The organism is Rathayibacter sp. AY1D1 (genome assembly GCF_002932635.1).
Lineage (GTDB): Bacteria > Actinomycetota > Actinomycetes > Actinomycetales > Microbacteriaceae > Rathayibacter.
Genome location: NZ_PSVY01000002.1, coordinates 174,369 through 199,774, shown reverse-complemented (window position 1 = coordinate 199,774; position 25,406 = coordinate 174,369). Strand labels below are relative to the sequence as shown.

Here is a 25,406-nt window from a genome sequence, read left to right as displayed (position 1 = left end):
GTCGTGCTCCGCTCCGTCGCCCTCCTCGCCCTGCCCGGCCTCGCGCCGTTCGAGTTCGGGGTCGTCTGCGAGGTGTTCGGGATCGACCGCGGCGCCGACGGAGGTCCCGCCCTCGACTTCCGGATCGCCACTCCCGATCCGGGCCCCGTCCGCACGAGCCTCGGATTCGACCTGCTGATCGCCGATGGTCTCCACGCGGCCCGGGACGCGGACCTGATCGCCGTCCCCGCCCACGGCCGCGGGCCCGCCGACGAGCGGGTGCTCGACCTCCTCCGCGAGGCTCACGAGCGCGGCGCGTGGATCCTCAGCGTCTGCAGCGGGGCCTTCACCCTGGCGCAGGCGGGCCTGCTCGACGGTCGGCGCGCGACCACCCACTGGATGCACGCCGCGGAGCTCGCCCGGCGCTTCCCCTCCGTCACGGTGGACCCGGAGGTCCTCTACGTGCAGGAGGGGCGCATCGTGACGAGCGCGGGCACCGCGGCCGGCATCGACGCGGCGCTGCACGTGGTGCGCGAGGAGCTGGGCGCGACGGCGGCGAGCGTCGTCGCCCGGCGGATGGTCGTACCCCCGCAGCGCCACGGCGGGCAGGCGCAGTACCTGCGGACCCCCGTTCCCGAGGCGCGCGCGGACTCGCTGGCCGAGGTCACCGAGTGGATGCTGGAGCACCTCGACGAGGACCTCTCGATCGAGGCGCTGGCCCGTCGGGCCCTGATGGCCCCCCGCACCTTCGCGCGCCGCTTCCGGGCCGACCTCGGCACGACTCCGCTCGCCTGGCTCACCCGCCAGCGCCTCCTCCGGGCGCAGGTGCTGCTGGAGGAGACGGAGCTGACCCTCGAGGCGGTCGCCGCGCGGGTCGGCTTCGGCACGGCCGCGGTGATGCGCCACCACTTCACGCGCGTCCTGCGGACCACGCCGGTGGCCTACCGCCGCACCTTCGCCGCCTGAGCGGCCGGGTCGTTGGAGGGGTCAGACCGTCGCGACGAAGAGCGTGCCCCGTCCGGTGACGGCGAGAGCGCCCTCCGACGGGGTCACGAACACGCTGCCGCCGCGCTCGACGCGGACCGAGCCCTCGGCGCCCTCGAGCGAGAACGAGCCCTCGGTCGCGATCGCGATGGCGGGCCCGTGCAGGGCGACGCGGGCCGGCTCCTCCGACGCCGGCTGCACGACGGCGAGCACGAAGTCGGGGACGTCCGGACGGTAGACGCGCACGCCCGGTCCGGCCTGCTCGGCCGGGAGGTAGGGCACGGGCAGCGGCGAGAACTCCAGCACGCTCACCAGCTCGGGCACGTCGATGTGCTTGGGCGTGAGGCCCCCGCGCAGCACGTTGTCGGAGGCGGCCATCAGCTCCACGCCCGTGCCCGCGAGGTAGGCGTGGATGTTGCCTGCAGGCAGGTAGAGCACCTCGCCGCGGGCGAGGCGGACGCGGTTGAGCAGGAGCGAGAGCACGATGCCGGGGTCGCCCGGGTAGCTCTCGGCCAGGTCCCGGACCGTGGTCGTCTCGAGGCGGTCGTCGCCCGTGGACGCCGCGACGACCGCGGACACCAGCGCGGCGACCTCGGCGCGGTCGCCGTCGGCGAGCAGCCACGACAGGGCGCCGCGGAGGACCTCCGAGGGCTCGCCCTCGAGCGTCCGGGCGAACCGCGCGATCGCGGCCGCCTCCTCCGCCGGGGCGCGCCCGGCCAGCTCGGCGAGCAGCGCCCGGGCGTCCGCCGGCTCGCGGAAGCCGCAGAGCGCGTCGAAGCTCTCGCTGAGCGCGTAGATCAGCTCGGGCTTGTGGAACGGGTCCTTGTAGTTGCGATCGGCGGCGTCCCGCGGGATGCCGGCCTCCTCCTCCTCGACGAACCGGCGCCGGGCCCGCTCGGACGAGGGGTGGGCCTGGAGCGACAGCGGCCCGCCCGCGGCGAGGATCTTGAGCAGGAACGGCAGACGGGGAGCGCCCGAGACCGGATCGACCGACCCCTCCACTCCGGCGAGCGCCGCCTCGGGGTGCTCGCCGATCCACTCGGCGAGCGTGCCGGCGCCGACCGAGGCGGGGTCGAGGATGCGCGCGGGCGAGCCCGGGTGCGCGCCGAGCCAGAGCTCGGCCTCGGGGGCGCCGGAGGGCGCGGTGCCGAGGGCCTCCGAGATGCCGGTGAGCGAGCCCCAGGCGTAGTCGCGGGGGGTGTTGCCGATCGGGATGAACACGGGAGCGCTGGCCTTCCGTCCGAGGGGTGGGTCCGAGCCGCTCAGCCGGACGCGCCGGGGCCGCTCCGCTGCGACGCTAGCAGGATCCACAACGCGGGCCCGGGAGGAGGGCCCGCCTGTTGGTGCTCTCCGCCAGAGGACGCGGCACTCGCAGGCGCGCTTCGTACGCTGGGAGTCGCAGCACTGTCGCCGTCGGAGCGGTCGCCGTGCCGCATCCGACGAGCGAGGGAGCACAGAGCATGGACAGCACGACCTTCGAGACCCTGGGGGCCGACTTCTACGGGTTCGAGGCGGCGCTCACGCCCGCCGAGAAGGAGCTGCTGGTCGGCGTCCGCGCGTTCCTCGAGGAGCAGGTGCGGCCGATCGCCGACGAGTACTGGGAGCGCGCGGAGTTCCCGCGGCAGCTGATCCCCGGGATCCACGCCACCGGCGTCATCGGCCTCTCCTGGCCCGAGACCCGCGCGATCGAGAACTCCGCCGTGTTCCGCGGCTGGGTGGCACTCGAGCTGGGCCGGGTGGACGCGGGCATCGCGACCTACGTCGGCGTGCAGAACGGCCTGGTGATGGGCACGGTCGGCGTCGCCGGCTCCGAGGAGCAGCGCGCCGAGTGGCTGCCGAAGCTCGCCTCGGGCGAGGTCGTCGGCGCCTTCGGCCTCACCGAGCCGCACTCCGGCTCCGACTCCGCCCAGGGCCTGCGCACCACCGCCCGCCGGGACGGCGACGACTGGATCCTCGACGGCGAGAAGCGCTGGATCGGCAACGCGACCTTCAGCGACGTGACCGTGATCTGGGCGAAGGACGCGGAGGACGGCCAGGTGAAGGGCTTCCTCGTCCCCACCTCGACGCCGGGCTACCGCGCCACCGCCATCGCGCGCAAGCAGAGCCTGCGCACGGTGCAGAACGCCGACATCGTGCTCGAGGGCGTCCGCGTCCCGGAGTCGCTGCGCCTGCAGGGCGCGAACTCGTTCCGCGACACCGCGAAGGTGCTCCGGCTCACCCGTGCCGAGGTCGCCTGGCAGGCCATCGGCGTCGCGATCGGCGCCTACGACGCGGCGCTGCGCTACGCGAAGGAGCGCGTGCAGTTCGGCAAGCCGCTCGTCGGGCACCAGCTGGTGCAGGACCTCCTGGTCAAGAGCATCGGCAACATCACGGCCAGCATCGCCCTGGCGACCCGCGTGTCCGAGATGCTCGACGCCGGCGAGCAGCGCGACGAGCACTCCGCCCTCGCGAAGGCCTACGCGACGGCCCGGATGCGCGAGACCGTCGCCTGGTGCCGCGAGGTGATGGGCGGCAACGGCATCGTCCTCGACTACGGCGTCGCCCGCTTCTTCGCCGACGCGGAGGCCCTCTACTCCTACGAGGGCACCCGCGAGATGAACACGCTGATCGTCGGCCGCTCGATCACCGGCACCGCCGCGTTCGTCTGAGCCTCCCGTCCAAGCCGTCTTCCCCGAGGGGACGCCCCGGCCGGGGAGCGAGCGGCGGCGCGCCCGGCACGCCGCCGCGCCGCCCCCGCTCCCTAGACTGGTCGCCATGATCCGACGCGCCGCCCCCGCCGCTCCCCGAGCGCTCGCGGTGGCGGTGCTGGCCGTGCTGCTGGCCGGCCAGTCGCTGCGGAACCTCGCCGGATGGTGGGGCTGGGGCGTCGTCGTCGCGCTGCTCCTGGGCGCCTCGATCGCCGTGCTCGTCCGCGCCCGCCCCCGCCCGCGCTGGGCCCGCACGCCGAAGTCGCTGGTCCTCTTCCTCGGGCTCGCGGTGCTCTCGCTGCTGTGGTCCGCCTATCCGGGAGCGAGCGCGATCGGAGTCACGGCGCAGCTCGCGACGACGCTCGGCGGCGTCGTCCTCGCCGTCACGCTGAGCAGCCGGGAACTGCTCACGGCTCTCGGACGGGCACTGCGCCTCTCCGTCGGCCTCTCGCTCCTCTTCGAGCTCGTGATCGCGGTCGTCGTGCGGCAGCCCGTCCTGCCGTTCGGCGTCGAGCCTCCCGCCGACGGACCGACGCCCGACGCCTTCTACTGGTCGCAGGCAGCCCTCTTCACCGGCGAGCCCGTCCAGGGGATCGTCGGCAACCGCAACCTCCTCGGCTTCCTCGCCCTGCTCGGCCTGATCGTGATCGCGATCGAGCTGGCGGCCCACTCGGTCCGGCGCCGCTGGGGAGCGGTCTGGGTCGCCCTGTTCGTCGCGACCCTCCTGCTCACCCGCTCGGCCACCGTCCTGCTCTGCCTCGTCGCCGTCGTCCTCGCGGCCGCGTTCGCGCTCTGGGCTCGCCGGAGGGGCGAGTCCCGCCGCCGTCCCGTCTACCTGACCGCCGCGGGGCTGGCGGTGGCCGCCGTCGCCGGAGGCGCCGCGGGCTGGGGCGCCCTCCTCGGCCTGCTCGGCAAGAGCGAGGACGCCACGGGCCGCCTCGACATCTGGGACTCGGTGATCGCGCTCACGCTGCAGCGCCCGGTCCTCGGCTGGGGCTGGGTCAGCTACTGGGCTCCCTGGGCCGCCCCGTTCGACACCCTCGCCGAGCGCAAGGGCGTGCTCTACCTGCAGGCCCACGACGCCTGGCTCGACGTCGCCCTCCAGCTCGGAGCGTTCGGCCTCGTCCTCTTCGCGGCGCTCGCCGTCTCGACGCTGTGGCGCTCCTGGTTCCGCGCGGTCGACCGCCCGCGGCGCGACGCGACCTCGACCCTCCCCTACACGGCCGTCAGCCTCGCTCCGCTGCTGATCGTGGTCGCCCTCCTGGCGCAGTCGCTGTTCGAGAGCCGGATCCTGATCGAGGGAGGCTGGCTGCTCCTCGTCCTCTTCGCGGTGCAGACCAAGCGACCGGCGACCGAGACGCCCGAGGTCCTCGCCGCGACCCCGCTCCCCCTCGCCGACGCCTCCCCGAGGCGATGAGGCCCCCCCGCCCGCCCCCCCTCCCCGCCTCCGTCGCCGCCGCGAACTGCGGGGACGCCGTCGCGTCGGCGACGGCGTCCCCGCAGTTCGCGGCGGCCCTCGCGCAGACCACTCTCGTCACCGTCCTCTGCGCCCCGGCGGTCCGCGGGCTCCTCGGCTGGCCCGGCTACATCGCCGCCGTCGCCACGCTCACCGCCCTCGCCGCGGTCATGCTCGTCCTGCGGCGCGGGCGGCTCGACTGGGAGGGCCTGCTGCCCACGAGCATCCTGGTGTTCCTCGGCTGGATCGCGCTCAGCGTGCTGTGGAGCGACTACACCTGGGCCACGGTCTCGAGCGTCGTCTACCAGTTCGCCCTGGCGTTCCTGGCGATCGCGATCGGCCTCACGCGCGACATCATCCAGATCATCCGCTCGGTCGGCGACGTGCTGCGGGTCGTGCTGATCGCCTCGCTGGCCGTGGAGGTGCTCTCGGGGGTGCTGATCGACCAGCCGCTGCGCTTCCTCGGCGTGGAGGGCCTGCTCGCGGTCGGCGGGCCGATCCAGGGACTCGTCGGCACGCGCAACCAGCTCGGGCTGGTCTGCCTGCTGGCGATCGTGACGTTCTCGGTGGAGCTGATGACCCGCTCCGTCGCCCGCGGGCCGGCCGTCGCCTCGCTCGCCCTCGCCGCGGTCACCCTCCTCTTCACGCGCTCCGCCGTGAGCGCGGGCGTGCTCGCCGTGGCCGTCGTTGTCGCCCTCGCTCTGCGCTGGGTGCGCCACGGCGACGGCACCCACCGCCGTCGGCGGCAGTTCGCGGTGCTCGGCGTCGCCGCCGCGGCCGCCCTCACCGTGTGGCTCCTGCGCTACCGGGTGATCGAGCTGCTGAACGCGGGCAGCGAGTTCGAGTTCCGGCTGCGGCTCTGGCAGCAGGTCTGGCGCTTCACGGACCTCGCTCCGATCGTCGGCTGGGGCTGGGTGGGCTACTGGCGGCCCGACCTCTACCCCTTCACCGCCATCGACTACCTCTCGGGCCGCCCGCACTCGTCGAGCCTCAACGCGCTCTTCGACGTGGCCCTGCAGGTCGGCGCGGTCGGGGTGGTCCTCTTCGTCGTGCTGATCGGCCTCGCGCTCTGGCGCTCCTGGCTGATCGCCTCCGAGCGCAAGGCGGTCGTGCACGTCTGGCCGGTGCTGGTGCTGACCGTGCTGATGGTCACCGCACTGGCCGAGAGCTCGATCCTGCTCGACGCCGGCTGGCTGCTCGTGGTGCTCTGCGCGATGCGCGCGGCCCAGGGACTGAGCTGGCGCCGGCTCCTGCACCCGCGGGACTGACCGGACTCCTCAGCGCCCGCGCCGCCGCGCCACCTGGCGGAGCACGGCGAGGTGCTCCTCCCGGCAGCGCTCCCAGCTGAAGGACCGGGCACGCTCGACGCCGAGCGGGCCGAGCTCGCCGGTCCGCTCGATCGCCTCGAGGATCCCGTCCGCGATCGAGCGCGGCTCGAGCGGATCGACGTAGACCGCGGCGTCCCCGCAGATCTCCGGGAGCGAGCCCGCGTCGGAGGCGGCCACCGGGCATCCCGACGCCATCGCCTCGATCGGCGGGAGGCCGAAGCCCTCGTAGAGGCTCGGGAACGCCAGCACCGCGGCTCGGCGGTAGAGGTCGGCGAGCTCCTCCGGAGTGACGTGGCCGCGCCACTCGACGAAGTCCGGCAGCGGGCCGAGGCGGTCCAGGTCCCCTCCCGTCAGCACGAGCCGGAGGGCGTGCCCCTCCTCCCGCAGCAGGCGCACCGCCTCGAACAGGCGGGCGTGGTTCTTGTGCGGCCAGGCGCGCGCCGGGTAGAAGACGAAGTCCTCGCGTGTGCCCAGATTCGCGACGAAGCGCCGGGTGTCCACGCCGAGATGCGACACGTGGATCCGCTCCTCCGGGATGCCCAGCAGCTCGACGATCCGCCCCTTGGTGAAGGCGCTGATGGTGATGACCGCGTCGGCGCGGCGAGCGGTCGCCTCGTAGGCGAGCCGGCGGAAGACGCGCTCGACGCGGGGGAAGAGGTGCGGGAGGTCGCGGTGCTGCAGATCGAACAGCATCTGCACGTGCCCCTGCCGCCGCGACGGCCACGGGAGCGGGACCGTGAACGGGAAGTAGAGCACCGCGTCCCGGCCGAGGCGCCGGCGCAGGCGCGGCGTGCGCAGGAGCGCCTGGAGCATCCCCACGGCCCGGCGGCGGTGGCCCGCCCCGCTGACGACCCCCTCGGCCACGACCTCGGGCACGCCCTCGCTGAAGCCGCGCGCGTTCTCGGGGACGAGCACCTGCACGGCGGGCCCCTCCTCCCCCGGCCGCGGCGCCAGGAGGCGCGTGAGCGCGCGCGCGTAGGTCTCGCCGCCGCCCATCCCGCCCGGGTCGACGGTGAGCACGGCGAGCGTGACGGGGCGGAGTTCCGGCATGGCGTCCAATCGGTCCGAAGCCCGGCCAGGATACCGGCGGGCCGCACCGCTCCCGGCGCCCGGCCGTGCCCGTGGGTAGTATGTGTCCCGCTGTCATCGACCCCGACGAATTGGACCACCACGTGCCCCGCGCTTTGATCACCGGAATCACCGGCCAGGACGGCCTCTACCTCGCCGAGCTCCTCCTCTCGAAGGGCTACGAGGTCTTCGGGCTCGTCCGCGGGCAGAACAACCCCAAGTACGAGCTGGTCCGCCGCACCGTGCCCGAGGTGACCCTGCTCACCGGCGACCTGACCGACGTGTCGAGCCTCGTGCGCGTGCTCGCCGCCGCCCAGCCCGACGAGGTCTACAACCTCGGTGCGATCTCGTTCGTCGCCTACTCGTGGGAGAACGCGTCGCTCACCACCGATGTGACCGGCAAGGGCGTGCTCAACATCCTCGAGGCGACCCGCCTCTACGCCGGCTCCGACATGTCGCGCGTGAAGTTCTACCAGGCCTCCTCCTCCGAGATGTTCGGCAAGGTCCAGCAGGTCCCGCAGAGCGAGGAGACGCTGCTCTGGCCGCGCTCGCCCTACGGAGTGGCCAAGGTCTTCGGCCACTACATGACCATCAACTACCGCGAGTCGTACGGCATGCACGCCTCCTCCGGCATCCTCTTCAACCACGAGTCGCCCCGCCGCGGCCCGGAGTTCGTCACCCGCAAGATCAGCCTCGCGGTCGCCCGCATCAAGCTCGGCCTCCAGGAGACGCTGGAGCTCGGCAACCTCGACGCGAAGCGCGACTGGGGCTTCGCCGGCGACTACGTCGACGCGATGTGGCGCATGCTGCAGCAGCCCGAGGGCGACGACTACGTGGTCGCGACCGGCGAGACCCACGAGATCCGCGAGTACCTCGACATCGCCTTCAACCACGTCGGCATCGAGGACTGGACCCCGTACGTGACCCAGAACCCCGCGTTCATGCGTCCCGCCGAGGTGGACCTGCTGATCGGCGACCCGGCGAAGGCGCGCGACGTCCTCGGCTGGGAGCCGAAGGTCTCGTTCTCCGAGCTCGTGGCGATGATGGTCGAGAACGACCTCGCCGAGCAGTCCGCGCTGATCAAGTAGTCATGCCTGCCGCTCTCGTCACCGGAGCGAGCGGTCAGGACGGGGGCTACCTCGTCGAGCGCCTGCTCGCCGACGGCTGGGAGGTCTCCGCGCTCGTGCGCGGGACCGACGACGCCGCTCTTCCCGCCGCCGTCCGCGCCTTCGAGGGCGATCTCCGCGACGCCTCCGGCCTCGGCCGTATCGTCGCGGAGGCGCAGCCGGACACGGTCTTCCACCTCGCCGGCCTCTCCTCCGTCGCGCTCTCGTGGAAGGAGCCCGTGCTCACGGCCGAGGTGACCGGCACCGCGGTCGCCGCGCTCCTGGAGGCCTCGCTGGCGCTCCAGGAGTCGGCGGGCCGGGAGGTCCGCTTCGTCCAGGCCTCCTCCTCCGAGATCTTCGGGGCCGCGACCGAGAACCCGCAGACCGAGCGGACCCCGATCCGCCCCGTCTCCCCTTACGGAGCCGCGAAGGCGTTCGCGCACCACCTCGTCGCGGTCTACCGCGGCCGAGGGCTCCACGCCTCGTCCGGCATCCTCTACAACCACGAGTCGCCGCGTCGGCCGCTCGGCTTCGTCACCCGCAAGATCACCTCCGGAGTCGCGGCGATCGCGACGGGCGCCGAGTCGGAGCTCTCGCTCGGCAATCTCGACGCGCGCCGCGACTGGGGCTGGGCTCCCGACTACGTGGACGCCCTCGTGCGCGCCTCGCGCGCCGAGGAGGCGGGCGACTACGTCGTGGCGACCGGAGTCGCGCACTCGGTCCGCGACTTCGTCCGTGCCGCCTTCACCGCGGCCGGCATCGACGACTGGGAGCAGCGGGTCACGATCGACCCGCGGTTCGCGCGCCCCGTGGACGCCCCCGAGATGCGCGGGGACGCCTCCCGGGCCCGCGAAGTGCTCGGCTGGGCGCCGACCGTCGGCTTCGAGGAGATCGTCGCCCGCATGGTCGAGAACGACCTCGAGCTGGCGCGCCGCTCCAACTGAGCCGCGCGCACCGCGTGCAGAAGGCCCCCGCTCCTGGAGCGGGGGCCTTCTGCACGCGGTGGGTCGAGGACGCCTAGGCGGTCGCGTCCGACTGCTCGGCCCGGCCCCGCTCGTCGACGCCCTCGCCCTCGACGAGGTACGACCAGACGCGGGCGGCGTACTCGTCCCAGGTGCCGCCGTCGATCGCGAGCGCTTCCGCCGAGAGCCGCGCGTGCAGCTCGTCGTCGGTCAGCAGCCGCTCGAGGGCCGCGGCGATGTCGTGGTCGTCGTGCGGATCGACGAACAGCGCGCCGCCCGAGGCGGAGACCTCGTGCATGCTGCCGAAGCCGGAGGTCACGACCGGGGTGCCGACCGAGATCGACTCCACGATCGGGAGACCGTAGCCCTCGTTGATCGAGGGGAACACCGTGCACCGGGCCAGGCGGTAGGCGCTCCAGAGCAGCGCGTCGGTGATCTTGGAGAGCGAGCGGACCGGACGGCCCTGGCCCTCGAGGACCTCGAGTCGGTACTCGAACTCGGCGCTGCTCCAGGCGTTGCCGCCGATGAAGACCAGGCTGAAGCGCACGCCCCGGCGCCAGAGCAGCTCGGCCGCCTGGAGCACAGCCAGGTGGTTCTTCCGCGGCTCGTGGCTGCCGACGCAGACGACGAGCGGGAGGTCACCGGTCACCAGCGAGCGCGCGGCGGTGGCCAGCTCCTCGTCCGAGACGCTCTCCGGCTGCGAGGGCAGCAGGATCGGCCGGATGTCCGGCCCCTGCATCCCGACGCTGCCGAGCATGTGGCGCCAGCCGGAGTACTCGGTCGCGGCCGCCTCGGAGATGGTCGCGATGCGGTCCATGTGCGACACGGCGACGAGCGTGCGCGAGAAGGCGGCGCTGATGCCGGTGCTCGCCGTCTCGGCGGTGGTGACCGGCACGCAGTCGAAGCCGATGGTGCCCGTGCGGTTGCCGCTGAACTCGGCCAGAGCGGAGAGGCGCGACGTCCGCTCGTCCTCCACGGCGAGCTCGGGCAGGAGGTAGGTGCCCTGCCACGGGACGATCACGCGGGAGCGGTCCTCGGCGGCGTCGGGCACGTCGCCCGAGACGGCGTTCCGGCTCTGCTCCGGGGTGAGCATGACGAGCGACTCGTGGGTCGAGTCCCAGCCGGCGAGCAGGATCTCGTGGTCGCGCGTCCATCGGACGAGGCTCTGGCGCACCACGCGCTGGATGCCCGTGGCCAGCCCCGTGCGCGCGGTGTGGTGCACGTCGACGACGACCGCGCCGACGACCACCTCGACCTCGGGGTGGTGGAAGCGGGCGAAGACCCGGTTCGAGGCGATGGTGGACGCGGCGTGGGTGAGCAGACCGGCGGTGCCGTCCAGCCGGGCCCGGCGGCGGCCGTCGACGACGTCCTCCCGGCGCGGGAGCGTGCCGCGGAGGACGGCGAGCACCAGCCAGACCTCGCGGTCGGTGGGGGCGGGCAGCAGAACGCTCAGCTGTCCGGTGAGGGCGTCGACGCTGCCCAGCGGCTCCACGGAGGGGGCCAGGGTGCGCACCAGGGTGGCGAGACGGTCGACCAGGTACTGCTTAGAGCGCACGGGGCGCCTCCTCGTGCTCGATGAGGGCCGAGGGGCCGATCAGGGCGGCCCACAGCTCCCGGGCGTAGTCGTCCCAGGTGCGCTCGGGCCGCTCTGCCGCCTCGAGGCGGAGCTCGTCGACGACTTCCGGCGACGTCAGCAGGCGGCGCATGCCGTCGGTGATCTCCTCGTCGGACTCCGGGTCGATCAGGACGCATCCGCCGTGCTCGGCGATCTGCGCCGTGCTGCCGTAGCGCGAGGTCAGCACGGGGAGCCCGATCGACAGCGCCTCGGCGACCGGCAGGCCGTACCCCTCGTGCAGCGACGGGAACGCCAGGAACAGCGCCTCCCGGTAGCTCGCGATCAGGACGTCGTCGTCGGCTCCGCGGAGCACCTCGACCGGGCGTCCGGCGGCGACCAGCTCGCGCACGCGGGGATCGAAGACCTGGTGCGCCCAGGGGTTGGCCCCGCCGATGAAGCGGACGCGGAAGCGCAGGCCCTCGCGCCAGAGGACCTCGGCGGCGTGCAGCACCGCGAGATGGTTCTTGCGGGGCTCCTGGCTGCCGACGCAGAGCACGAGCGGCAGGCCGGACGCGCTCCGGCCCTCGGAGCGCAGGCCGTCCGGGAGCTCCACGGGCAGCGGGACCGGGACGACGGTCGGGCCGGTGAGGCCCTGAGCGGGGAGCGCTCGCACGAAGCCCTCGAACTCCAGCGCGGCCGCGGCGCTCACCGTGGCGACGCGCTCGGCGTGCTTGACCACGGAGAGGAAGTTGACGAAGCGCACCGTCTCCTCCGGCGGCACCGTGTCGGCGCTGACGACGGGGATGGCGTCGTGGCCGAGGACGACGACCTCGTTGCCGGAGTACTCGGCGAGGGCCGCGAGCGGCCCGCACTGGTTGTAGTCGGGCACCGAGGGGATGACGACGACGCTGCGGTAGGGCACGACGAACTCGATGCGCTCCGGATCGCCGTGCTCCCAGTCGCGCCGCCCGGCGGAGGACCAGTCGACGACGCGCTCGTGCTCGATCGCGCTCAGGCGCCGGAAGGACATCGATCCGTGGACCCAGGCGACCGGGACGATCTCGTGCTCGGCGTCCCAGCGGGACACGGTCTGGCGCACGACCCGCTGGACGCCGGTGTTGTGACCGTGGCGGGCGGGGAAGTCGACGTCGATCAGGACGGCCCCGGTGACGACCTCGACACGGGCGTCCAGATCGGCGAACCCGGTCGCGGTGCGGGAGCCCGCCTCGAGGAAGATGCGCAGCGCCGCCTCCTCGGGGGCGAGCTCGAGGGCGCGGCGGAACCAGTCGAACAGCTCGCTCGTCGGGTACGCGGCCGTGAACGACACCAGCGCGACCCAGGTCAACTCGTCGTCCTGGCGCGAGCGGATCTCGCGGGCCACCTCGTCGAGGTACGGGCCGGGCCCGCGGGTGCGCAGCGAGGCGCGGCGCTCCTCGTCGAAGAGGAGCGCGCCGATCTGCTCCAGGCGCTGCAGCATCGCCTCCGTGCGGTGGGCGCGCGCGGCGGCCGCGCCGGCGGCCGAGACCTGCGACCGGTCGCTCATCGCGCCCGACCGGACAGGCGGCGCTTCACGAAGCGCGCGCTGTGGCCGACGGCGCCCGACAGCCCGAGCTGCTCGACGCGGATCTGGAAGGTGCGCACCAGGCGGAGCGGCTTCGTCACCCGCCAGGAGAGGGTGCGCTCGAAGCCGGAGGCGGTCACTCCGCCCACCTGGATCCGCTCGACCCACTCGTCGAAGGGGTCGTTGAGGAGGGAGTCGACCTGCGCGCGCAGGCGGGCGAGCTCCTCGTCCGGGGACTCGGGCTCGGCGAGACGGGGCTCCACCGGAACCCCGGATGTGCGCGCGGGCTCCGCCGGGACGGCTGCGGGAGCGGCGTCGCCGACGGCCGACTCGAGGCTCGGGTCGGGAGCGGGAGGAGCGTCCTCGCCCGTGCCGCCGAGGACGGGGGCGGGGTCCCCAGCGCTCTGCGGCGCCGGGTCCAGGGGGACGTCGGAAGGCTGCGTGGGCATGGCGAACACCTCGTTCGTGTCGTTCAGTCGGCGAGCGGGAGCAAGACTACCCGCCATGCGCCGCGCACCGGCACGCCAGCCAGGGGGCTCCAGGGTGGGCCGCACGTATAATGATGCGGTCCGTCGCCCGGCGGAGGCCGAGAGCTTGGAGTTCCATGCCCAGCAAAGCTGTGGATCGCGCGCGCGCGATCGCCGACGAGCCGTTCCAGATCGCCGGCACCACGTCGGCCGTCGGCGGCGGCTCGGGCGGCTTCGTCGCCTCCCTCGCCGAGATCCTGCGGCACCGCGAGCTGCTCCGCCTGCTCGTGGGGCGCGAGCTGAAGTCGCGCTACAAGGACAGCAGCCTGGGCTTCGTCTGGAGCCTCGTCCGGCCGCTGATCATGCTCCTCATCTACTACGTGGCGATCGGCCAGATCCTCGGGGCCTCGCGCGGCGTCCCGAACTTCGCGATCTTCGTCTTCTCGGGGCTCACCCTCTGGGGCCTGTTCAGCGAGATCGTGACCGCGGGCACCACGTCGATCCTCGGCAACGGCGGACTGATCAAGAAGGTGTACCTGCCGCGGGAGATCTTCCCGGTGGCGGCCATCGGCTCGGCCCTCTTCAACTTCGGTGTGCAGTTCGTCGTCCTGATCGCGGGAGCCGTCCTCACGGGCTCGCTGATCTTCGGCGTCCAGCTCCTCTACATCGTGCCCGCGCTGGCGATCGTGCTCGTGTACGGCCTCGCGCTGGCCCTGGCCCTCTCGGCCCTCAACGTCTACCTCCGCGACGTCCAGTTCCTCGTCGAGGTCGGGCTGCAGATCTTCTTCTGGCTCTCCCCCATCGTCTACGCGTGGAACTTCGTCGTCGCCGCCTCCACCGGAGCGGGCCACGGCTGGGCCGAGCAGCTCTACCTCATCAACCCGATCTCGAACGCGATCCTCGCCTTCCAGCGCGCGATCTGGGGAGACGGCTCGCGCGTCAGCATCATCGACGGCAACGAGATCGCCCCCCAGGTGTGGCCGCCGGACATGGAGCTGCGCCTTCTCATCGTCCTCGTCGTCGGGCTGGTGTTCGTGTGGATCGGCCACCGGATCTTCCGCCGCCTCGAGGGCAACTTCGCCCAGGAGATCTGATCGTGACCCTCACCAGCAAGCAGGAGTCCGTGCCCGCCTCCTCCGGCACCCCGACCGTCGTCCGGGTGCGCAACGCCTCCAAGCGCTTCGTCATCCGCAAGGACAAGTCGTTCAAGGAGCGGATCGTCAACTTCGGCCGCGGGCGCAAGCACCGCGACGAGTTCTGGGCACTCCGCGACGTCGACCTCGAGATCCCACTGGGCTCGACCGTCGGCCTCATCGGCGCGAACGGATCGGGCAAGAGCACGCTCCTCAAGCTCATCGGCGGCATCGTGCAGCCGACGACCGGCACCGTGGAGCGCCGCGGACGCCTCGCCGCGCTCCTCGAGCTCGGAGCGGGCTTCCACCCCGACCTCACCGGGCGCGAGAACGTCTACCTCAACGGCGCGATCCTCGGACTCTCGCGCAGCGAGCTGGACAGCAAGTTCGACTCGATCGTCGACTTCTCCGAGATCGCCGAGTTCATCGACACCCAGGTCAAGTTCTACTCGTCGGGCATGTACGTGCGGCTCGCCTTCGCTATCGCGATCCACACCGATCCCGACCTGCTGCTGGTCGACGAGGTGCTCGCCGTCGGCGACGAGCCGTTCCAGCGCAAGTGCATGGACCGCATCCGCGCCTTCCAGCGCGCGGGGAAGACCATCGTGCTGGTCACCCACTCGCTCGAGCAGGTCGGCGAGCTCTGCGACCGCACCATCGTCCTCGAGAAGGGCACCGTCGTCTTCGACGGCGAGACCTCCGAGGGACTCCAGGTCCTCCGCGAGAGCTTCGAGGACCGTCGGGCCGCCCGCCAGGAGCGCGAGGCCGAGGCCGCCGAGGCCGCGGACGAGCCCGCCCCCCAGCTCATCGAGATCCTGGGCTGCCGACTGCGCGGCGGATCGATCGAGCACGGCGGCACGGTCGTCCGCAGCGGCGAGACCCTCGAGTTCGACGTCACGGTGCGCACCAGCCGCCCGGTCGACGACTGGAACATCGGCATGGGCATCGACACCCCCCTCGGCCAGCGCGTCTTCGGGACGAACACCGAGCGCATCGGCACGCCGCTGAGCGCGGTCGACGGAGAGATGACGGTCACGTTCACCCTCCCCGACCTGCACCTCGGCGCCGGCAACTACGCCGTGCACGCCTCCTCGGCCACCTTCTCGCAGGGCGAGACCATGCGGATCCCGGTCGCCGCGACCTTCACGGTCGAGCGGGCCTCCGTGCACGACGGCGTCGTCGACATCGACTCCACCGTCCGCCTCAGCAGGCCGTGACCGCGCGGCGCCGCCGCCTCCTGGTCGACGCGACCGCCCTCGCGGCGCCGCGCCTGACCGGGGTCGGCCGCGTCCTGCTCGGCCTGCTGCACGCCCTGGACACCGACGCGACCGCCGCAGACGTCGAGGTGCTCCTCGTCGTGCCGGCGAGCGAGGCCGGCTCGCTCGAGCGCTTCGGCTTCCGTACGCTGCGCGTCCGACCGGTGCCGCTGCCCCGGCCGGTGTGGAGCGCACTGACCCGACTGCCCGCGCCGGGGATCGACCTCCTGCTCGGCCGTGGCGCCTACTTCTTCCCGAACTTCCGGAGCTGGCCGCTCGCCCGCTCCCGCTCGCTCACCTTCGTGCACGACGTCTGCTTCGCTGTGATGCCCGAGCTCGTTCCTCGCGAGCGCCGAGAGCTGCTGTCGCGGTCGGTGCCCCGGTGGATCCGGCGCAGCGATCTGGTCCTGACCGGCACCCCGTCGTCCGCAGCCGAGGTCGAGAGCGCTCTGGGCGTCGCTCTCGAGCGCGTCCGCGTGCTGCCGACCACGATCGACGCCGACCTCTTCCATGCCCGTGGGGAGGAGGAGGTGGCGCGGGTCCGCGCGCAGCACGGGCTCGGGTCCTACCTGCTCTTCGTCGGATCGATCGAGCGCCGCAAGAACCTCGTCACCCTGGTGGACGCGTACCGGCAGGCCGAGCGGCCGGAGAACCACACCCTGCTCCTGGTGGGCGGGGACGGCTGGGACAACGAGGACGTCCACTCCGCCGTCGCCCGCGCGGTGGCCGCAGGAGCCGACGTGCGCTTCGCCTCCTCCTACGTCGCCGACGAGGATCTGCCGGCCCTGCTCACGGGGGCCGACGCCGTCGCCATGCCCTCCTGGCACGAGGGCTTCGGCCTGCCCGCCCTCGAGGCCGTCGCCTGCGGCACTCCGGTGCTCGCGGCAGACATCCCCGGCCTCCGCGACGCGCTCGCCGGGCGGGAGTCCACCGCCGTCTTCATCGACCCGGCGGACCGCACCGGGTGGTCGGCCGCGATCGGAGAGGCGCTGCGCCGTCCCCGGCGACTCGCACCGGAGCCCATCCCGGGGTGGGACCGCACCGCCCGGCGCCTGCTCGAGCTGGCCTTCGACGACCGCTGATCAGCGCCGGGTCGTGAACAGCAGCCAGCGCCCGGAGACGGAGGCGACCTCGGGCTCGACGTCCCCCGTCGCCGCCTCGACGTAGGCCCGCCAGCCGTCGGGGTCGTCGGTGTAGCCGGCGGTGTCCACGTAGACGGCGCAGGCGCCGCTGCCCGCCACGGCGTCGGCGAACTCCGCGGGGTCGTCGACGTCGCCCCAGACGTCCCAGCCGTAGGTGCCCTCCACCGCCCCGTAGCTCCAGCGGAGGCGTCCCTCCTCGGTCGCGAGGTAGGGCAGCGCCTCGTCGTAGTCGGAGAGCGCTCCGATCCGCCCGCTGTCGGGGAAGCTCTTCAGGGGGAGCTCCACTACTCCGCAGCCGTCGTCCAGCTGCGCGTCGGCCTCCGACACGAACGAGCGCATCTCGGAGTCGTCGGTCGGAGCGATCGGCACCGCGGCCGATACTCCGGCCAGCTGATCGATGACGGCGACGGCGGCGAGCAGCGCCGCCACGAGGATCCGGACACCGCCACGGGCCGTGATCCGATCGAGCAGGAGCGCGAGCACGCCGAGGACGAGGACCGCGATGACGATCGACATCCGCGCCCACGCACGGATCGTCGGCCCCGCCACCAGCGAGACCACGACGCCCAGGCCCGTCACCGTGTAGAAGAGGAGCGCGGCCAGTGTCGCCACGGCGAGGACGCGCACGCGGGCGTCCGAGAAGAACCGGCCGACCGCGGTCGCACGGAGCGCCCGTCCGCCGCCGAGCGCGGAGATCGGGAGCGCCACGAGCGTGATCAGGAGCGCGACGCTGGCGAGGATCGAGAACCCGGGCGGCTCCGTCGTCGGCGCCACGCCGGACTGGCCCGCGTAGGTGTTGAGCAGGCCGTACCCCTGCGGCAGCCCGGTCCCCGACCAGGGCAGGCCCAGCAGCACGAGCTTGCCGGCGTAGGCCTCCGACTCCCCCACGGTCCGCGACGTGAAGTACGGGCTGTAGCGCTCCCCGAAGTCGAGCGAGAGCAGCAGCAGCGAGAGCCCGACGAACACGCCGAGCGCGAGGATCGGCACCGACGAGACCGCGAGCACGCGCAGCCGCTCGCGGGAGAGGAGCCCGGCGGCCGTGCTCACCGCCCAGGTCGCTCCGAGGACCAGGACCGCGAAGACGTAGTAGTAGCCGCCCGTGCTCGCCACCAGGAGCCCGAGCACGACTCCCGGGACGACGGAGCGCAGTACGCGGCTCCTCCGCGTCGCGCCCCGCTCGGCCCAGGCTCGGAGAGGATCGGTGCGCGGTCCGGCGACCATCAGCACCATCACGCCCAGGAGCGGGATCGCCCAGTAGTTGGCGAGGAACGCGTGGCCGAATCCGATCCGGAGGAAGTGGTACGGCAGCAGCGACAGCAGGACCGCGGAGAACGCCGCGACCCAGGGCCGCGTGCGGAGGGCGCGGAAGAACACGTAGCCGGTGACGGCGACCGTCGCGAACGTGCCCAGGTAGAAGACGTTCAGGAGCGTCGTCCCGTCGCGCACCACGAGGGCCAGGACCGACACGGCGAGGGCGGAGGCGACGTCGAACTGCGCGCTGAAGAAGGCGTTGAACCCGTCGGGGAAGCCGAGCGCCGCGTTGCCGTCGAACGGGAACGCCTGCGTGGCGCTGGTGAAGAGCGTGTAGTGCAGGATCTGGTCGTCGCCGCCCACGGTCCAGCGGCCCGTCAGGTCCTGCGGCCCGATCCCGAGCGCGAGCACGGCGGCGACGACCGAGACGAGGGCGGCGACGAGGGCCCATCCGAGCTCGACGAGCGTCCGGCGCCGCCGACTCGCCGTCCGCGGGCCGCGCACGTCAGTAGCCGCGCTCACGGCGCTGCTCCTCCACGCTGGTCTGGACGATCCGGTTCAGCTCGGTCTCGCCGTCGGTGCCCGCGTAGTCGTAGATGTCGAACCCCCCGCAGGCGACGATATCGGAGGGAGCGCCGAGCGTCCCGCGCGCGAGCCCCGCCCAGTCGGGCGAGCGGTCGGCCAGGACGAAGCTGTACTGCCGGTCGCGGTAGTCGCTCAGGTTGTTCATCCACAGCTGCACCGTGAAGTCGAAGTTGACCTGCTGGACGTGCAGCGAGGCCGGTCCGTAGAGGTCCAGCGGCCGCGTGGACCAGAACGAGCCGACGCCCGCGAGCTCGCGGCCGTCGATCCAGCGCTCCAGGCAGTCGGCGTCCGGGTCCGATCGCGCCTCGGCCGCCGCCGAGGCGACCGCCGTTGTGGCCGGCACGGCGGCCACGACGAGGCCTGCCGCAGCCAGCGGAGCGACGACGCGGACGACCGGCGCCAGCCGCGCGCCCGCAGCACGCCGGTGCGCCGCCGCGGCGCCGATCAGGGCGATCACGACCACGGTCGCGGTCACCGGGATCGGCATCAGGTAGCGGCTGACCGAGCTGCCGGTGAAGACCTGCACCACCAGGAGCACCGCCGTCTGCGCCGGCAGGAACGCGCACACCGCGAAGCGCGCACGGGCCGCCTCGTCGAGGGCGGCTCCCCGCGCCAGTCGGGCGGCACCGGCCACGACGACGGCGAGGGCCGCCAGCAGCAGCAGACCCAGCAGCGCCACCTCGAGCTTGCCGATCAGCGGCGCCTTCAGCACCAGGAACTGCACGATCAGGTCGTCCAGTGCCGTCCCGGCGAGCGGCAGCCGGAGGTACCCGCCGGCGTCGGTCCCGATCAGGAAGCCGAGCGGGACCCGCAGCGCGGCTCCGAGCGCGGCGGCCCCGAGGACCGTGCCCGCGACGATCAGGACCGCTCGGGGAGCAGCGAGAGCGAGCACCAGCAGCACGACGAGGACCACCAGCAGGGGGCCGACGAACTGCACCAGGAGGAGCGGATCGGAGAGAGTCGTCGCGGCGACGGCCGCCCCGACCAGGAGCAGCGGACGCGCGGCCGGACGGCGCTCGCGCAGTGCGCCCAGAGCGACGGCGAGCCCGGCGAGGCCTGTGAGCACCGCGCCGTAGTAGTAGGTCGTGAGGAGGAAGGTGGTCGCCAGGGCCCCCTCGTTGTTGAGCGCGCGGCCCTCCGTCAAGCAGAGCACCAGCAGCACGGCGGTGCCGGCGAGCGCGGCCGCGGGCCGCAGCCGGCGGTGCCGGTCCGCGACGAGCCGTCGCGCGAGCATCCGGAGCACGCCGTAGAGGAGGACGACGTTGAGCACGGCGTTGACCGCGAGCGCCGCCGCGGGATCGCCACCGGTCAGCAGCCACGCGACGCCGAAGACGGGGAGCTCGGGGAAGAGGAAGAGCTGGCTCGTCATCACCCACGCCGCCGGGCGGCCCTCGGCGAAGGACTGCAGGATCAGCGGCAGCGCCAGCGAGTCGCCGTCGCGGAAGAGCAGCGGCCGCCACGGCGTGCCGACCATGAATCCGAGCACGAGCAGGGTCCCGCTGACGACGACGGCGAGGGCGGCGAGCTCGAGGAGGGCCCTCCGGGTCCGAGGGGATCCCGTCGGACCCGCCGTCACCGGTGCTTCCCGCCGAACCGGATGGCCAGGACGAGCAGGAGGTTCTTCAGGAGGGTGTCGCTCGGGATCTTGGAGTTGCCGACCGTGCGGTCGAGGAAGACGATCGGGATCTCCTTCACTCCGCGGGCCCGGCGCAGCGCCCGGTACTTGAGCACGATCTGGAAGCCGTAGCCGGCTGCGCGGATCGTCTCGAGGTGGAGGGTGCGCAGGAGGTCCGCGCTGAAGAGGTTGAAGCCGCCGGTCCAGTCGGTGATCTTCGAGCCGAGGAAGAGGCGCGTGTAGAGGTTGCCGCCACCGCTCAGCAGCTTGCGGTCGAGCGTCCAGTCGGGAGTGCCCCCGCCCGCGATGTAGCGGGAGGCGACCACGAAGTCGGCGCCCGCGCGCACCTCGCGGAGGAAGGCGTCGATGTAGTCCGGGTCGTGCGAGAGGTCGGCGTCCATCTGCAGCAGGTAGTCGTAGCGGCGCTCGGCCGCGAGGAGGTGCTGGAAGGCCCAGATGTACGCCGCGCCGAGCCCCTCCTTCTTCTCGCGCGACAGCACGAGGACCTCGAAGGTGTCGGATCCGAGCTCGGCCGCGAGCTCGCGCGCGCGGTCCGCGGTGCCGTCGGGGGAGCTGTCGTCGATGACGGCGACGGTCACGTGGAAGTCGGGGTTGCGGGACGCCGCGAGCGCGACCCGCGGCAGCGCCGTCGCGATGTTCGCGACTTCGTTGTAGGTGGGGACGACGACGGCGAGGGAGCGCATGAGGCGGGGAGGATCCGTTCTTCCGGTGCACCGGCTGACCGGTGAGAGCCCTGCGAGTATAACGAGGCGGTGCTCGCGAGCCTCCGAGCGCGCCCCGCAGCCCGCCGCCCCGCCCGCGCACTCTCTCAGGAACATGGCACCGGCCGTTCGACCGCCCGGCAGGGGTCCGCGGTTACGATGGACGACAGTGCACGGCGGTTCACCCCTTGTTCGCCTGCCCCGATGGACGCCCGTCGGAGCCCGACGGTCGGGCATCGACGCCAGAGGGGGACGGGAAAGAGCACCGCAGATGAAGAGACTCCTCGAATCGCAGAAGGTCCGCTTCCTCATCGCGGGCTGCACCAACACGGCGATCGACTTCCTCATCCTCAACACGCTCGTGCTCCTGCTCGGTCTGCCGACCCTCGTCGCCAACGTCTTCTCCGTCCTGGTCGGCATCACGATCTCGTACGCGCTGAACCACTTCTTCGTCTTCCGCCACCCGGGCAGGGTCTCGGTCGCCACGTTCGCGAAGTTCTTCCTCGTCACCGGGTTCAGCTCGCTGGTCCTGCAGTCGGCCATCATCTACGGCTTCGAGGTCTTCTTCGACACCCGCTTCGGCAACTCGCTGCTCTTCCTCCCCAGCTCCGGCGAGAACGCCTTCCTCGCGATCAACATCGCCAAGGCCGTCGCCGTCCTCGTGGGACTGGTGTGGAACTTCTGCATGTACAAGTTCGTCGTCTTCCGCCGTCCGGCGCACGATGCGCTGCCCGCGATCGAGACGGTCTCCCCCGCCGCCGTGGCCGTCAGCACCGAGCCCGTCGACATCGTCCGCTGAGGGCCGCAGGCTCCCGGGCCCCGCTCGAGCCGCGTGCTAGCCTCGTCGAGTTCTTCCGACGGGGCACTCCTCCCGTCGACGCCGCACCACCCGGAGGCTCCCATCGCCCGCTCGACGTTGCCCATCGCGGTCGTCGTCGTCACCCACTTCTCGGGTGAGGTCCTCCGCGCGTGCCTCGAGTCCGTGCCGGAGGCGACGGAGCACGACGTGCGCATCGTGGTGGTCGACAACCTGACCACGGACGACTCCGTCCGCAGCGTCGTCGAGCGCCTGCCCCACGTCGAGTTCCACGAGACCGGGCAGAACCTCGGCTACGGCCGGGCCGTCAACTACGCGGTCGACCGCCTCGGGCCCGAAGTGGAGTGGATCCTGGTGACCAACCCGGACACGGTCTTCCTCCCCGGCTCGATCGACGCCCTCTACGCCGCCGCGACGGCGGACGACCGGATCGGCTCGATCGGGCCGCGGATCCTCGACTCCGACGGCACGATCTACCCCTCCGCCCGCGCTCTGCCCTCGCTCGGCACGGGCGTCGGGCACGCCGTCTTCGCCCACGTCTGGCCCGGCAACCCGTGGTCGGCGACCTACCGGCGCTCGCGCGCGGTCGAGACCCTCCGCCACGGCCGGATGGAGGCGGGCTGGCTCTCCGGCGCCTGCGTGATGGTGCGCCGCACGGCCTTCGAGGAGATCGGCGGGTTCGACGACCGCTACTTCATGTACTTCGAGGACGTCCAGCTGGGCGACTCGCTCGGACAGCGCGGCTGGACCAACGTCTACCTCGCCGACGCGGTCGTCTCCCACCTCGGCGGGCACTCCACCCGCCTGGCCTCGGCGCGGATGCTCGCGGTCCACCACCGCAGCGCCTACCTCTACCTCGCGCAGAAGTACGGCGCCTGGTATCAGGCGCCGATCCGCGCGGCGGTCCGCGCCGGGCTGGGCGCCCGGGTCGCGCTGATGCGCCTGCGCTCGAAGAGCTGATCCGCTCCGATCGGGCGGGCCGCCTGGCCGGCGCCGGGCGGCCCGCCCACCGGATCGGCGGTCAGGACGCGGAGTCGAGCTCCGTGTATAAGGCCCGCGCCTCGTCCCAGGTCGGCAGCAGGCCCTGCGCCTCGGCCTCGGCCAGCGTCGGTGCGTCGGTGTCCTTCGGCGAGAGGAGCAGCTCGCCGGCCTCCTCCGGGAAGCGCAGGCCGATCTGCTCGTCGAGCGGGTCGATACCCTTCTCCCGCACCGGGTCGAAGGTGGCGTTCACGAGGTACGAGACCACGGCGCCCTCGGTCAGCGCCACGAAGGCGTGCGCGACCCCCTCGGCGATGTAGACGGAGCGGCGGTCGACGTCGTCGAGCAGGATCGACTCCCAGCGCCCGAAGGTCGGCGACCCGACGCGCACATCGATCACGTAGTCGAGGACCGCACCGGAGAAGCACGAGACGTACTTGGCCTGCGACGGCGGGATCTGCGCGAAGTGGATGCCGCGGACGGTGCCGCGCCGCGAGACGGAGGTGTTGCCCTGCCGGAGCGAGAGCGGGTGCCCGACCTTCTCGGCCAGGCGGTCGAAGCGGTAGAACTCGTAGAAGACCCCGCGATCGTCGGGGAACTGGCGCGGAGTCACTTCGTAGACGTCGGGGATGTCGAGCTCTCGGATCTGCACGGTCGCCAGTTTAACGACGGCGTGTCACGGGCCCGCGACGCCTCTCTGCGCCACCCGGCGGCGTGCCGGAGCGCCGACCGTCGGCCGACGGACCGCTCGGGCATGATGAGGAGGTGACCTTCCTCATCACGGGCGCCTCCGGCATGCTCGGCACCGACCTGCGCGCGGCCCTCGGCTCCCGCCCCAGCACCGCCCTCGGCCGCTCCGACCTCGACGTGACCGACCTCGACGCCGTGCGCGCCGCCGTCGCGGGACACGACGCCGTGGTGAACTGCGCCGCGTACACCCGCGTCGACGACGCCGAGACCGACGAGGAGGAGGCGCACCGCGTCAACGCCGTCGGAGCGCGCAACCTCGCCCTCGCCACCGCCGAGACGGGAGCCGCACTCGTGCAGGTCTCCACCGACTACGTCTTCGACGGCTCCGCGACGACCCCCTACTCCGAGGACCACCCCCGGAACCCGATCTCGGCCTACGGCCGCACGAAGGCCGAGGGCGAGCGCCTGGTGCTCGATGCCAACCCGGACCGCGGGTACGTCGTCCGCACGGCCTGGCTCTACGGCGAGCACGGCGGCAACTTCGCTAAGACGATGGTGCGACTGGCGGGCGCGCACGAGACGCTGACCGTGGTCGACGACCAGCACGGCCAGCCCACCTGGACCGCCGACCTCGCCGCGCGCCTGATCGAGCTGGTCGACGCGGAGGCCCCGGCCGGCGTCTACCACGGCACCAGCTCCGGCGAGACGACCTGGCTCGGCTTCGCCCGTGCCGTCTTCGCCAAGGCGGGCCTGGATCCCGAGCGCCTGCGCCCGACCGACAGCGGCTCGTTCGTCCGCCCCGCTCCGCGTCCGGCCTACTCGGTCCTCGGACACGACGGCTGGAGCCGGGCGGGCCTGCCGCCGCTGCGCTCCTGGCAGGACGCGCTCGCCGCCGCACCCCTCGAGGCGGTGACCCCGTGACCACCACTCTCCGCGTCGTCGTCGACCAGATGCTCGCCCGCGTGCCCGGCGGCATCGGCCGCTACACCGAGGAGCTCACCCGCGAGCTGATCGCGACGGCTCCCCGCGACTGCGAGGTGGAGGCCGTCGTCTCCGCCCACCCGCCCGAGAAGGAGGAGGAGCTGCGCCTGCGCCTGCCCGGCCTCGCGCGCATCCACCGGCTGCCGCTCGGGCGCCGCGAGCTCTCGCGCGCCTGGCAGTACGGGATCGCCATCCCGGCCGGCGGCGGCATGATCCACGCCCCGAGCCTCTTCGCCCCGTTGCGCAGCCACGACGGGAGCGAGGGCGAGCAGATCGCCGTCACGATCCACGACACGGTGCCGTGGACGCATCCCGAGACCCTCACCCCGCACGGCGCGAAATGGCACCGGGCGATGGCCAAGCGCGCCCGCAAGCACGCGGACGCCGTCGTCGTCCCCACCCACGCCGTCGCCCACCAGCTCTCCCAGCTGATGGACTTCGGTGATCGACTGCGCGTGATCGGCGGAGCCGTCGGCTCCGGCCTGGTCGTCCCGGAGGACGCCGACGAGCGCGCCACGGCGCTGGGCCTCCCCCCGGAGTACGTGCTGAGCGTCGGCACGCTGGAGCCGCGCAAGGGCCTGGTCTCGCTGATCGCGGCCTTCGGAGGAGCGTCCGCGCCGGCGATCCCGCTGCTCCTGGTCGGCCCGACCGGCTGGGGCGACCTGGACGTGGCCTCCGTCGCCGACGAGCAGGGCCTCGACGAGACGCGCGTGCGCGCCCTGGGAGTCCTCAGCGACGCCGACCTCGCTGTCGTCCTCTCGCGGGCCACCCTCTTCGTCTACCCGAGCATCGCCGAGGGCTTCGGCCTGCCCGTGCTCGAGGCGATGCACTTCGGAGTGCCGGTGGTGCACTCCGACGACCCCGCGCTGATGGAGGTCGCCGCGGACGCCGGCGTCGCCGTCGAGCGCGGCGACGCGAAGGACTACCCGGACCGCCTCGCCCTCGCCATGAGCAGCGTGCTCGCCGACACCGGGCTGCGCGAGCGGATGTCGGTGGCCGGCCGCGACCGCTCCCGCGCCTTCAGCTGGCGCGACTCCGCCGAGCGCGTCTGGGCGCTGCACGCCGACCTCTGAGGCGTGCGGC

The 25,406-nt window shown here is 72.9% G+C and carries 22 protein-coding genes; 13 read left to right on the top strand and 9 right to left on the bottom strand.

Annotated features, from left to right (window positions below):
• Nucleotides 1-3: 3 nt before the first annotated feature.
• Nucleotides 4-945, top strand: coding sequence for a GlxA family transcriptional regulator (locus C5C56_RS02635; RefSeq protein WP_104246669.1), 942 nt, complete (start codon nt 4-6; stop codon nt 943-945).
• A 21-nt stretch (nt 946-966) separates the two neighbouring features.
• Here the strand turns inward: C5C56_RS02635 and manA are convergent, their stop codons facing one another.
• A complete protein-coding gene (gene manA, locus C5C56_RS02630; protein WP_104246670.1) occupies nt 967-2,184 on the bottom strand; it encodes a mannose-6-phosphate isomerase, class I in 1,218 nt (405 codons plus the stop codon).
• Between the two features lie 239 nt (nt 2,185-2,423).
• Between manA and C5C56_RS02625 the strand changes: the two genes are divergently transcribed.
• The 3 genes from C5C56_RS02625 to C5C56_RS02615 all read left to right on the top strand — a co-directional run bounded on the left by C5C56_RS02625 (nt 2,424) and on the right by C5C56_RS02615 (nt 6,374).
• Nucleotides 2,424-3,611: an acyl-CoA dehydrogenase family protein gene (locus C5C56_RS02625; RefSeq protein WP_104255244.1), complete on the top strand. Its 1,188-nt coding sequence runs from the start codon at nt 2,424-2,426 to the stop codon at nt 3,609-3,611.
• Between the two features lie 106 nt (nt 3,612-3,717).
• The gene (locus C5C56_RS02620; protein WP_104319062.1) at nt 3,718-5,067 is read left to right on the top strand and encodes an O-antigen ligase; all 1,350 of its coding nucleotides are present in this window, start codon (nt 3,718-3,720) and stop codon (nt 5,065-5,067) included.
• A complete protein-coding gene (locus C5C56_RS02615; RefSeq protein WP_104319061.1) occupies nt 5,064-6,374 on the top strand; it encodes an O-antigen ligase in 1,311 nt (436 codons plus the stop codon). Before C5C56_RS02620 ends, C5C56_RS02615 begins: the two co-directional genes overlap by 4 nt.
• 9 nt (nt 6,375-6,383) lie before the next feature.
• On the opposite strand, the gene C5C56_RS02610 is transcribed toward C5C56_RS02615, so the two are convergent.
• Nucleotides 6,384-7,484, bottom strand: coding sequence for a glycosyltransferase family 1 protein (locus C5C56_RS02610; protein WP_104246673.1), 1,101 nt, complete (start codon nt 7,482-7,484; stop codon nt 6,384-6,386).
• A gap of 122 nt (nt 7,485-7,606) precedes the next feature.
• Here C5C56_RS02610 and C5C56_RS02605 point away from each other — a divergent pair, with 122 nt between their 5' ends.
• Together C5C56_RS02605 and C5C56_RS02600 are read left to right on the top strand one after the other, a co-directional pair.
• Complete coding sequence (locus tag C5C56_RS02605) at nt 7,607-8,590, top strand: GDP-mannose 4,6-dehydratase (RefSeq protein ID WP_181137550.1); 984 nt, start codon at nt 7,607-7,609, stop codon at nt 8,588-8,590.
• Between the two features lie 2 nt (nt 8,591-8,592).
• Nucleotides 8,593-9,552 (top strand): GDP-mannose 4,6-dehydratase, encoded by a 960-nt coding sequence (locus tag C5C56_RS02600; protein WP_104225475.1) that lies wholly within the window; start codon nt 8,593-8,595, stop codon nt 9,550-9,552.
• A 73-nt stretch (nt 9,553-9,625) separates the two neighbouring features.
• On the opposite strand, the gene C5C56_RS02595 is transcribed toward C5C56_RS02600, so the two are convergent.
• From C5C56_RS02595 to C5C56_RS02585, 3 genes are read right to left on the bottom strand one after another with little or no spacing between them, the layout of a single operon-like run.
• The gene (locus C5C56_RS02595) at nt 9,626-11,125 is read right to left on the bottom strand and encodes a glycosyltransferase family 1 protein (protein ID WP_104319059.1); all 1,500 of its coding nucleotides are present in this window, start codon (nt 11,123-11,125) and stop codon (nt 9,626-9,628) included.
• Nucleotides 11,115-12,668 carry a glycosyltransferase gene (locus tag C5C56_RS02590; protein ID WP_104260496.1) on the bottom strand — a complete coding sequence of 518 codons (1,554 nt, stop codon included), beginning with the start codon at nt 12,666-12,668 and terminating at the stop codon, nt 11,115-11,117. Before C5C56_RS02590 ends, C5C56_RS02595 begins: the two co-directional genes overlap by 11 nt.
• Complete coding sequence (locus tag C5C56_RS02585; protein WP_104283350.1) at nt 12,665-13,135, bottom strand: hypothetical protein; 471 nt, start codon at nt 13,133-13,135, stop codon at nt 12,665-12,667. The genes C5C56_RS02590 and C5C56_RS02585 overlap by 4 nt, the downstream gene beginning before the upstream one ends.
• Before the next feature lie 155 nt (nt 13,136-13,290).
• Here C5C56_RS02585 and C5C56_RS02580 point away from each other — a divergent pair, with 155 nt between their 5' ends.
• Genes C5C56_RS02580 through C5C56_RS02570 form a run of 3 tightly spaced genes read left to right on the top strand, consistent with a single transcriptional unit; the run spans nt 13,291 to nt 16,624 of the window.
• On the top strand, nt 13,291-14,247 hold the full coding sequence (locus tag C5C56_RS02580) for an ABC transporter permease (RefSeq protein WP_104223153.1): 957 nt from the start codon (nt 13,291-13,293) through the stop codon (nt 14,245-14,247).
• 2 nt (nt 14,248-14,249) lie between these two features.
• Nucleotides 14,250-15,503, top strand: a complete 1,254-nt coding sequence (locus C5C56_RS02575; RefSeq protein ID WP_244229465.1) for an ABC transporter ATP-binding protein — start codon at nt 14,250-14,252, stop codon at nt 15,501-15,503.
• Nucleotides 15,500-16,624, top strand: a complete 1,125-nt coding sequence (locus C5C56_RS02570) for a glycosyltransferase family 1 protein (protein WP_104260497.1) — start codon at nt 15,500-15,502, stop codon at nt 16,622-16,624. Before C5C56_RS02575 ends, C5C56_RS02570 begins: the two co-directional genes overlap by 4 nt.
• On the opposite strand, the gene C5C56_RS02565 is transcribed toward C5C56_RS02570, so the two are convergent.
• Genes C5C56_RS02565 through C5C56_RS02555 form a run of 3 tightly spaced genes read right to left on the bottom strand, consistent with a single transcriptional unit; the run spans nt 16,625 to nt 20,839 of the window.
• The gene (locus C5C56_RS02565) at nt 16,625-18,457 is read right to left on the bottom strand and encodes a hypothetical protein (protein WP_146085203.1); all 1,833 of its coding nucleotides are present in this window, start codon (nt 18,455-18,457) and stop codon (nt 16,625-16,627) included.
• Nucleotides 18,441-20,096 (bottom strand): hypothetical protein, encoded by a 1,656-nt coding sequence (locus C5C56_RS17710; protein ID WP_181137549.1) that lies wholly within the window; start codon nt 20,094-20,096, stop codon nt 18,441-18,443. The genes C5C56_RS02565 and C5C56_RS17710 overlap by 17 nt, the downstream gene beginning before the upstream one ends.
• Complete coding sequence (locus tag C5C56_RS02555) at nt 20,093-20,839, bottom strand: polyprenol monophosphomannose synthase (RefSeq protein ID WP_104223157.1); 747 nt, start codon at nt 20,837-20,839, stop codon at nt 20,093-20,095. The genes C5C56_RS17710 and C5C56_RS02555 overlap by 4 nt, the downstream gene beginning before the upstream one ends.
• 289 nt (nt 20,840-21,128) lie before the next feature.
• Between C5C56_RS02555 and C5C56_RS02550 the strand changes: the two genes are divergently transcribed.
• Together C5C56_RS02550 and C5C56_RS02545 are read left to right on the top strand one after the other, a co-directional pair.
• Nucleotides 21,129-21,656 (top strand): GtrA family protein, encoded by a 528-nt coding sequence (locus C5C56_RS02550; protein ID WP_104223158.1) that lies wholly within the window; start codon nt 21,129-21,131, stop codon nt 21,654-21,656.
• 117 nt (nt 21,657-21,773) lie between these two features.
• Nucleotides 21,774-22,634: a glycosyltransferase family 2 protein gene (locus C5C56_RS02545; RefSeq protein WP_258061235.1), complete on the top strand. Its 861-nt coding sequence runs from the start codon at nt 21,774-21,776 to the stop codon at nt 22,632-22,634.
• A gap of 61 nt (nt 22,635-22,695) precedes the next feature.
• Here C5C56_RS02545 and C5C56_RS02540 read toward each other — a convergent pair whose 3' ends face one another.
• Entirely contained in the window at nt 22,696-23,304 is a 609-nt protein-coding gene (locus C5C56_RS02540; protein WP_104319058.1) for a dTDP-4-dehydrorhamnose 3,5-epimerase family protein, read from the bottom strand.
• Nucleotides 23,305-23,417: 113 nt separating this feature from the next.
• On the opposite strand from C5C56_RS02540, the gene rfbD reads away from it, so the two are divergent.
• Nucleotides 23,418-24,263, top strand: coding sequence for a dTDP-4-dehydrorhamnose reductase (gene rfbD / locus C5C56_RS02535; protein ID WP_104246678.1), 846 nt, complete (start codon nt 23,418-23,420; stop codon nt 24,261-24,263).
• A complete protein-coding gene (locus C5C56_RS02530) occupies nt 24,260-25,396 on the top strand; it encodes a glycosyltransferase family 1 protein (RefSeq protein ID WP_244229467.1) in 1,137 nt (378 codons plus the stop codon). Before rfbD ends, C5C56_RS02530 begins: the two co-directional genes overlap by 4 nt.
• The last annotated feature ends 10 nt before the right edge of the window (nt 25,397-25,406 follow it).